Origin of the sequence: Mesorhizobium sp. M3A.F.Ca.ET.175.01.1.1 (assembly GCF_004791945.1) — a bacterium.
Taxonomy (GTDB): domain Bacteria; phylum Pseudomonadota; class Alphaproteobacteria; order Rhizobiales; family Rhizobiaceae; genus Mesorhizobium.
Map to the genome: position 1 here is coordinate 1 of NZ_SRTP01000032.1, position 8046 is coordinate 8046.

12 protein-coding genes are annotated in these 8046 nt (G+C 64.8%); 4 read left to right on the forward strand and 8 right to left on the reverse strand.

What is annotated here, in order from left to right; translation table 11 throughout:
- The 6 genes from EN818_RS33320 to EN818_RS32990 form a co-directional block, all read right to left on the reverse strand.
- Window positions 1-296: hypothetical protein (locus EN818_RS33320; RefSeq protein ID WP_210236489.1), on the reverse strand; the 296-nt coding region annotated here is incomplete at its 3' end.
- 13 nt (window positions 297-309) lie between these two features.
- Window positions 310-615 (reverse strand): hypothetical protein, encoded by a 306-nt coding sequence (locus EN818_RS30485; RefSeq protein WP_129552829.1) that lies wholly within the window; start codon window positions 613-615, stop codon window positions 310-312.
- A gap of 147 nt (window positions 616-762) precedes the next feature.
- Complete coding sequence (locus tag EN818_RS30490; RefSeq protein ID WP_095809596.1) at window positions 763-1359, reverse strand: DUF6456 domain-containing protein; 597 nt, start codon at window positions 1357-1359, stop codon at window positions 763-765.
- Between the two features lie 243 nt (window positions 1360-1602).
- Entirely contained in the window at window positions 1603-1821 is a 219-nt protein-coding gene (locus tag EN818_RS30500) for a hypothetical protein (RefSeq protein ID WP_095809590.1), read from the reverse strand.
- Between the two features lie 7 nt (window positions 1822-1828).
- A complete protein-coding gene (locus tag EN818_RS30505; RefSeq protein ID WP_145972138.1) occupies window positions 1829-2434 on the reverse strand; it encodes a hypothetical protein in 606 nt (201 codons plus the stop codon).
- Window positions 2435-2780: 346 nt separating this feature from the next.
- Window positions 2781-2978 carry a hypothetical protein gene (locus EN818_RS32990; protein WP_165349868.1) on the reverse strand — a complete coding sequence of 66 codons (198 nt, stop codon included), beginning with the start codon at window positions 2976-2978 and terminating at the stop codon, window positions 2781-2783.
- A gap of 441 nt (window positions 2979-3419) precedes the next feature.
- Between EN818_RS32990 and EN818_RS32995 the strand changes: the two genes are divergently transcribed.
- Complete coding sequence (locus EN818_RS32995) at window positions 3420-3575, forward strand: hypothetical protein (RefSeq protein WP_165349869.1); 156 nt, start codon at window positions 3420-3422, stop codon at window positions 3573-3575.
- A gap of 122 nt (window positions 3576-3697) precedes the next feature.
- On the opposite strand, the gene EN818_RS33000 is transcribed toward EN818_RS32995, so the two are convergent.
- Window positions 3698-3850 (reverse strand): hypothetical protein, encoded by a 153-nt coding sequence (locus EN818_RS33000; protein WP_165349786.1) that lies wholly within the window; start codon window positions 3848-3850, stop codon window positions 3698-3700.
- 709 nt (window positions 3851-4559) lie between these two features.
- On the opposite strand from EN818_RS33000, the gene EN818_RS30520 reads away from it, so the two are divergent.
- From EN818_RS30520 to EN818_RS30530, 3 genes are all read left to right on the forward strand, one after another.
- On the forward strand, window positions 4560-5192 hold the full coding sequence (locus EN818_RS30520; protein ID WP_095809592.1) for a S24 family peptidase: 633 nt from the start codon (window positions 4560-4562) through the stop codon (window positions 5190-5192).
- A gap of 540 nt (window positions 5193-5732) precedes the next feature.
- The gene (locus tag EN818_RS30525) at window positions 5733-6605 is read left to right on the forward strand and encodes a DUF2167 domain-containing protein (protein ID WP_095809593.1); all 873 of its coding nucleotides are present in this window, start codon (window positions 5733-5735) and stop codon (window positions 6603-6605) included.
- A gap of 316 nt (window positions 6606-6921) precedes the next feature.
- Entirely contained in the window at window positions 6922-7269 is a 348-nt protein-coding gene (locus EN818_RS30530; protein WP_129552831.1) for a hypothetical protein, read from the forward strand.
- 463 nt (window positions 7270-7732) lie between these two features.
- Here EN818_RS30530 and EN818_RS33325 read toward each other — a convergent pair.
- Window positions 7733-8046 (reverse strand): hypothetical protein (locus EN818_RS33325; protein ID WP_210236490.1); only part of this gene is annotated, 314 nt, incomplete at its 5' end.

Sequence of the window (8046 nt, forward strand, 5' to 3'; positions counted from 1 at the left end):
TCGGGCAGCGCGCCAAAATAGCTCTCAAGGCTGGAAATGGCAGTCTCTCCTTCGTTCGACTGCCTGCCCAAAGAATCCCTTCTCAGGCCAACTTCAAGTCCCAAAAAGCCATATGCGATTCCCCTGCCGTTCACGGGGAGAAGGTGCCCGCAGGCGGATAAGGGGCAGCGCCAGGCGTCTGCGATTTGAGACTTCAAAGCAGTCGCGCGGCTCAGACCTTGATTCACCGGCTGGCGCCAAGTGCCTGATGATGTACGATAATCGGTGCGATCAAGCGACAGCACCGAAGCCGGCAATTCGGTTGCGATCCTAAACGAAAAGCTGCTTGCGCAGGTCGTCGATGGCCATTTGCAATGCTTCGTCGGCAGAGGCGGCCTTGTATTCCTTGCGGTCGATGGACAGGTTGGCGGCGAACTGGATTTCGTGGTCGGCGCCGCCCTCGGGATAATCGCCAAGCGTCGGCTTGATGCGGAACAGATCGTATTCGAACAGCCGGATCCGGTATCTGCCGTGCTCGTGGGCAGGCTTCTGCGCTTCGAGGCGAAAGCGGTAGATCGCCGTTTCGACGGTGAACTCGACTTCGACGGTCTTTTCCAGTTCCCAGAGCTTGGTCATTGGACGCTCACGAGTGGAGCGAATTGGTCGTGGCCGACCGGCGGCTTCATCTTCAATCCGGGTGTCTCCTTGGCGATCATGGACGCCATCGTGCCCAACGAGATCGCGGGTGCCAAGTATTCTAAACCAAACAGTTTTTTGTGCCACTCACCCCGCCCGCCTCCCCATCATCCCATAGTGCACCGCCAGCAGATCCAGCCCGACCTTCAGCAGCTTCACCACCACGTCGCGTCCTTCGCCGCTGCGTTCGGCGATGGCCTTCACCGACTGGCCCTCGAGGCAGATTTTTCGGACCACCTCCGCCACTTCCCAATGGGCGAGCGCCGCCTCGGCGTGGGCGTGGGCGCGGCCGGCTGAGAGCACGCGGTCGGGGATGCCGCCGCCGACCCGGCCGCCGTCGACGCGCTCACTCCAGGACTGCGGCTGCAGGCCCTCGCGCGCCGTGCGCTCGAAATCGTCGCGGAAGCGCTGGCCGGCCTCGCGCTGCTGGCGGGTGAGCGAGGTGATGCCGGTGAGCGGATCGACATTGCGCAGCCGCACGATGCCGCCGGTGGAGGTGTAGCCGCCGTTCGACACCTCGTAGACGCGGCGCGCCTCGGCCGTGCCGGGGGTGAGGCGCTGGCGGCCGTGGGCGTCGGTCTTGAGCGCGAAATCATGGCCGACCTCGCGGCGGATGCGCACCTGCTCGGCCTCGCCCTTGGGGAGTTTCGGCGGTGCGGGCTTCCTGGCGGATTTGCGGGGCATGGGCTGGTCCTTTGTGGTGGGGTGGGTCGTCATTGGAGAGGCTGGCGCGAGCCACCCCCCCTCTGTCCTGCCGGACATCTCCCCCGCAAGGGGGGAGATTGGCAGCTTTGGCGCAGGCGCCTTTCCTGCACCGCTGGCGATTTGCGAAAGCCGAGGCGATGTCCGATCTCCCCCCTTGCGGGGGAGATGCCCGGCAGGGCAGAGGGGGGTGCCTCGCGCCGACATGTCGAGATTGGCTGGCGCCTATGCTTTCACCAGTCTCACAGGTGACTGCCCTTTCCTTTTCGCCAGCAGCTCGCGCATCAGCCGCCTCTCGCGCACCTCGATCGACAGCTGGGCGCTGGAGGGGCAGAACTGGGCGTTCACCACCTTCGCTTCGCCGCGGATGAAGCGCTGGATGGCGGCCTGGACGTCGCAAAACTCGGCATCCTGCACCGCCGCCAGATAGCCGCGCAGCTGCATGTCGGCGTCAGCGAGCGCGGATTGCGGGAAGCATGAGAACATCGCGGCCAGCGCTTTCGCCGCCTGCTGCAATTCGGCTGCGGTCATTGATCTCCTCGATGATTGCGTTGGCGGCATCGACATGGGTTTTGCGGCGATGCCATTTTGGTGCGGGCGCGGTTGCTTGTCCCGAACGAGCTTTGTCGGTCCTGTCCCGCGAAGCTGGGACCCGGGAAGAAAAAGCGGGAGCTTTTTCTCCCGTTGGACTCTGGTCTTGTGGACTCTTGGCTTGTGGACTCTGGGGCCTATCCTCCGGCTTATCCCCTGCCCGCGCCCGCCGCTTATCCGACGGCGGAATCGTCTTTTCCTTCGAAAGGCTTGGGTTGCCGCCCTTGAGGCCGTTGCGGCGTGCGACACGCGCCTTGCGGGCATCCGCGATCAAGCGCCGGGAATAGATGCGGCCGTGGCGGTCGCGCGAGAAGACGCGGTTGCTCTCGAGCTCGCCGAGCAGCGCGCCAAGCTCCCCGGTCCCACAACCGGCGAGGCGGGCGAGCGACGCTTCGTCCAGCCCCTTGCCGGCGATGGCGACATAGCCGACCGGCTCGTGCGCGGCGGCAATGCACAGCATGCGCATCCACAGCCCTTGCGCCGCCAGCGAGCAGAGACGCAGGTTCGGATCGGACTCCCAATCCGACCAGAAGAATTTCGACCAGATCGTGCCGCTCATGGGCAGGCCTGATGAGAGGCGGGGCCGTGGCGACTGGCTAATCTCCCCCCTTGCGGGGGAGATGGCCGGTTCACCCTCCGTAGCTGCAGCGAAGCTGCTGCGAAGGATGGGCAGGCCAGAGGGGGTCGTCCCGCGTAGAGCTCCGGCGCTTTGGAGACATCGCAAGAAGAGGCTGGCGCTTCACGCGCGGCGACCCCCTCTGTCGCCTTCGGCGACATCTCCCCCTCGAGGGGGGAGATTAGCGCCCCGCCTCTCACATTCCCCTCCCGCGATGGCCGTGGAACCTGGCGTGATGATGGACGCAGTAGGAGCGGGTGGCGGTGGTCGGCAGGCCGCAGCAGAGCATGTCGGGGCCTGGGCGGGCGCCGGGCGGGTCGTCCTCAGGCTCCTCGCGCAGCGCGAGGTCGATCGGCGCGCGGCAGCGGCCGAACAGGCAGTCGAGAAAGCGCATCGCCGCGACATGAGGCTGGCGGCCGGGCGCCACCGGCGGCGGCGGCGCGGGCAGCTTGTAGAGCTGGGCTTCGGATCTTTCGCGCTCGCCGGGGGACAGCCAGGCTGGGGGCAGCGCGCGCGCGGGTTTGCGGGACTTGGGCTTTTTGGGTGGGGTGCGGATGGTGGCGTCGGCGGCTTTCGCAGCAGTCCAACAAACGGATATGTCGGCGGGACAGCGCCTTGCCAGGCATCTCCCCCGCTTCCTAGTTTGAGGATAGGGGGGAGATTGGCGGCTTCGGCGCCGGCGCCCTCTGTCAACTCGACAAGCCTGGAAAGTGCCGCCGGTTCCGACAGCGTGATGCCTACAGCTGCAACCCTGCCCCGCCGGCCCGGCCGATCCGGGCGCGCGTGCTTGCGCGGCCGGCCGCCCGCGCGGCCGCCCTTCGGGTTGGAGAAGCCGATGGCCCGCAGGCCCGCATTGCGGTGCACGATGCCGATGATGGCGTTGCGCGAGACCGGGCTGCCGCGCAGGGCGCTGAAGCGGCCGGCAATGCGCGAGGCCGAAAGCCCCTCCTTAAGCCAGGCGGCGATCTCGTCGATTTCCTTTTCAGTGTAGGCGGCGGGCATGTCTCATTCCGTTGATTTGCGAAGGGCTGGTCTTGCGAAGGCCTTGGCTTTGCGGCCAAGCGCCAGGGTTCGGCCGCGAGGCCGCATCTCAGGTCGGACAAAAGGGGCGGATCAGGCGGCGGGCGCCGCACCAATCAATCGAAGCAGCGCCGCCTCGGCGGCGGCCCGCGTCAGCCCCGACACCGCGCGACCGGTCATGCGGTCGAACAGGATGACGGTGCCGTCCTCGGTGCGGATGCAGGAGATGGCGCGACCTGGGAGCAAGGACGGCGCTCTGCGAGGTACCCCCGCCCCTAGCCCCTCCCCACAAGCGGGAGCGAAATCCGGCAGCGTTGCAGCCAGGTGGCCGGCGCATAGGCTGACCGCGGCAGCGCAGTCCCCCTGCCCCTTGTCGAGGGCTGGGGGTGCAGCGCCGACGGTGCCCGAATTGGGGGCCGGAGCCGAGGGAGGAGCGGCTCCGGCCGTTCCGGTGAACCGGGGTGCGGGCGGTTCGACCGGATCCGGGGCGAACGCCCCGGAATGCGCCCGGACCGGGGAGGAGGACAGTCCGGACGATTGGAGTTCGAAATGCATGCCGCCTCCCCTTGCATCGAGGAGCGGCGATGCCCGGCAAGCCATTCGTAGCTGACGCCGGCAATGCCGAGCCTGCGGCTGGCGGCGACCACATGCGGCCAGTGCTGCGGCGCGATGCGCCCACGGCGGCGCATCTGGCGCGCGGCCTCGTAGCCGCAGCCGACAGCGGCGGCGAAGGCGCCGATGCTCTGCCAGCGGTCGATAAGCTCCGAGATGCTCGTGGGCAGCCCCGAAACGCCGGTGGGCAGACCCGGGACGCTCGGGGGCGGTGGCGAAATGCTGGTTGGCGATACGGAAATGCTTGCGGGATGCTCATTCATGCGCTAAGCGTACGTTATGTACGAATGGCACGCAAGCGAAATCGTACAGTTTGGACGATAATTTTCAGGCATTTTGTACGATGATGGATTCTCGGCACAGATTGCAGCAGGCGCGCGCCCAGGCGGGCTATGCCTCGCCCAGCGATGCGGCGCGCGCGTTGCGCGACATCAACAAGAACACGCTTATCAGCCACGAGAACGGCAACCGGCCGCTGTCGCGCAAGGCGGCGGAGAAATACGGCCGGCTGTTCGGCGTCGACCCCGGCTGGCTCTTGTTCAATGTGGACGGCACCGAGGCGGCGCCGGTGCACCTTGCCCCCTCGCCGCTCACCGTCGACGTGCCGATCGTGTCCTGGATCAGCGCCGGCGAGCTCGGCAGCCAGGAGGGCGTGGTCAACCTCTCCGACTATCCGACCATCCCCACCGCCGACCTCGAGGAAGGCGAGTGGATCGCGCTGCGCGTCGACGGGCCGTCGATGAACAAGATCTCGCCGCCGGATTCGATCATCTTCGTCAATCTGCGCGACAAGCGGCTGGTGACCAATGGCTGCTACGTCATCGCCGACGAGACAGGGCGGGCCACCTACAAGCGTTACCGCCCGAACGACACCCCACCCTTCCAGCCGGCGTCCTATCTCGACATTCCGCCGCCGGAACTGGAGGGCGCGATCACCATCATCGGGCGGGTGAAACGGTCGATGATCGACATGTGAGCGCCAATCTCGCCCCCACTGAGGCGAAGGTCTATGCCGATCGTACGGGCCAGCACGACGGTGCCAGCGGTTTATAGCGACTTCGAAAGGCGCTCAGCCTCGACCCCACAACGTCCATGGCTACTTTGGCAGAGGGGAGATCCGAACTACCACAGCGGATTATGATGGAGCCATTGCGGATCTCAGCAAGGCCATCAAGCTCGATCCCAGGTTTGCCGGTCTCTACAGAGCGCGAAGCGAGGCCCGGGAGGCCAAGGGCACCCACAAGCGCGCCGCGGCCGACCGCAAGAAGGCGCTGAGTCTCGGGGCGAGGTAGGTTCGTCGGCAGCGTTGGGCAACCGCGGCTGCGCTTGGGGCCGGCCTTCGAAACGGGAACCTCAAAGGGCCGGCGGCGAACCGCGGCCTGCTGGATGGCGCCGCAACAGTTCCATAGTTTTAACGAAGAACAAAAAAAGAACTTCGAGGACTTGTACTTGGCTGCGAAATCCCCTTAGATAACGGACGCGTGAGGTTGGGGTCCCGTTATCGGGAGGGGGGTTCATGAACAAATCAGTCAGGGAAAATTTGATTTTTATTCTGGTGGCGCATGCCTGCTTCCTTGCGGAGCCGGCCATCGTGCATGCCAACGACACCGACTATCATCCGCAAAATTTTACCCAGCCTCTGAGCGCCGCCAGAGGCACAATCACTCCGGCTGGCGGCGGCGCCATCTACCTCAAGCCGGAGGACCGCTGCAATCTGGTGGTGAAGGAGTTCGGCTGGGACCGGGCGGAGTGCGGCACGATCGACCAGCTGATCTTCGGCTTCACGCCGGAGATCGACAACTTGACCGTCGAAAAACCGGTCTCTGACGGCTATGTGAGCCTGGCTGACTGGGACGGCGCCGACCGCAACGACGAGATCAGCTCGATCGAGGAGAGCTTCAAGGCTTCGGTGAAGGCGCAGTCGGAGCGGGTCGGCCAGGACATCCGCTTCGAGGGCTGGCTCGTCTATCCGCAGATCGACAGGGCTCGGAACATTCTCTACTACGCCAATGTCCTCAACTGGGCCCGCGACAGGACGATCAACATCTCGGTCTCGATTTTCGACCGGCAGGGCTATATCCCGATGAAGATCGTGCCGGTGGACGGCAACATCGCGGCCGGATCCGTGCAGAAGATCGTCGAGGCGTCGACCACCGCCTACAAGCCGCGGCTCGGCACCTCCTACACCGAATTTGCCAGCGGCGACAAAGTCGCCGGTTATGGCGCGCTGGGCGTTCTGGCGACGATGCTCGGCGTCAAATACGGCAAGGCCGCCGGCGCCGGCCTCATCGCCCTGCTGCTAGTGGTGCTGAAGAAGGGCGCCTTCGTCCTGCTCCTGCCGCTGGTCTGGCTGAGGCGGCTGTTCAGCCGCAACAAGGCGGGCAGCTGATCCGGATTTTTGCCGACGGGCTGAGAGGTGGCGTTCCTACGCGGCCCAGCCCTTCGCTGGCGCTCCGGACGTTCGTCATTTGCGTCCGCCTCGCTGACAAGTCCTCCACAGATGCGGAGATTGGCTGTCGGCGGCGCTTTCGCCAATCGGCAGCGTTGTAGGACGGCCGGCGACAGCTTCTCCGCCAAGAAGAGAATGGGGCGTAACAAGATTTCTGCAGTTTTCTTATAGCGACATCATCGTTCAAACTGTACGAAACTCGCTTGACCGCTATTCGTACATAAAGTACGATATTCCTCTTCTCCAGGGGACAATCTTGAACACCGCCAACCATGCTGCTTTCGCCGATCTTTCCCGCCCTCTCCTTTCGCCAATGCCGCTCGCCGAGCGCGAGCGGCTGGCCAGCGCCTGGCGCATGGCCAGCCAGGACATCGCCGACGACATCCGCTTCATCCGGCAATATCTGAAGGTGATCGCCGACAAGGATGAGCGGCTGTCGACCGGCACGCTGGTGCATGGCCGCGCCTATGTCGAGGCCTGCGCAGCCTGGCTGCCCGAGACCGTCGCGCGCTACCTTAGAAACCTCAGGCTGATCAGCGAGTGCGAACTGGCCATGACGGCTGCCGGCGTGGGGTTCGCCAAGTCAAGCGATGCGTGGGAGTGAGCAGCCGGTTCGTGAGGACAAATCGGGCCGAACGCCTGCGGGACAGCGTTCCCGTCTTTCCTGCCGGACATCTCCCCACGAGGGGGAAGACAGGCAGGGTGGCCCTTCAGCACGTTGGCGATTGGCGAAAGCGGCCGGGACTCTGATCCCCCCACCTGTGGGGGAGCTGTCCGGCAGGACAGAGGGGGACGCGAAGGATCGCGGCGAAGGCGGTTGCCATCCCCCGCGGAGCTTGCGGATCGTGCCGCTACAACCCTCGGGCGCGCCTCGAAAAATACATCGTTTCACCGAAAAAATGCATCGTTTCACACAATTGCCAATTGCTGGACTCGCGTCCGGCGCGGGTAGTTTAATCCGTTTCGGGTGCAGGAGGGCAAAAGTCGCCTACCAGGGAGGAATTCGGTTGATGGACCATCAAATCAACATCGGCGAGCAAGCCGACGACCAGCCTTATGAAGTCACTTCATTTGCCAGAAAGCATGGCCTGACGGTTCCCGTCGCGGATGCGGTCCTGTTCGCGAAAGGTCCGTCCCGCGTTGCTTGCGATACCGCAGCGCTCGCCTTCCTCTGCGCCGTCGCCCAATACGCCAAGAAGCAGGGGGCGCGCTGATTTTTTCTTCGACCGCGGCTTGAAATCTCCCCCCTCGAGGGCAGGGGAATCGCATATGGCTTTTTGGGACTTGAAGTTGGCCTGAGAAGGGATTCTTTGGGCAGGCAGTCGAACGAAGGAGAGACTGCCATTTCCAGCCTTGAGAGCTATTTTGGCGCGCTGCCCGA

Coding starts and splice junctions, on each gene's coding strand:
- EN818_RS30485 (WP_129552829.1), bottom strand. CDS start 615: ATGACCAAGCTCTGGGAACTGGAAAAGACCGTCGAAGTCGAGTTCACC.
- EN818_RS30505 (WP_145972138.1), bottom strand. CDS start 2,434: ATGCGCATGCTGTGCATTGCCGCCGCGCACGAGCCGGTCGGCTATGTC.
- EN818_RS30490 (WP_095809596.1), bottom strand. CDS start 1,359: ATGCCCCGCAAATCCGCCAGGAAGCCCGCACCGCCGAAACTCCCCAAG.
- EN818_RS30520 (WP_095809592.1), top strand. CDS start 4,560: ATGATGGATTCTCGGCACAGATTGCAGCAGGCGCGCGCCCAGGCGGGC.
- EN818_RS32990 (WP_165349868.1), bottom strand. CDS start 2,978: ATGCGCTTTCTCGACTGCCTGTTCGGCCGCTGCCGCGCGCCGATCGAC.
- EN818_RS30525 (WP_095809593.1), top strand. CDS start 5,733: ATGAACAAATCAGTCAGGGAAAATTTGATTTTTATTCTGGTGGCGCAT.
- EN818_RS32995 (WP_165349869.1), top strand. CDS start 3,420: ATGGCCCGCAGGCCCGCATTGCGGTGCACGATGCCGATGATGGCGTTG.
- EN818_RS30500 (WP_095809590.1), bottom strand. CDS start 1,821: ATGCAGCTGCGCGGCTATCTGGCGGCGGTGCAGGATGCCGAGTTTTGC.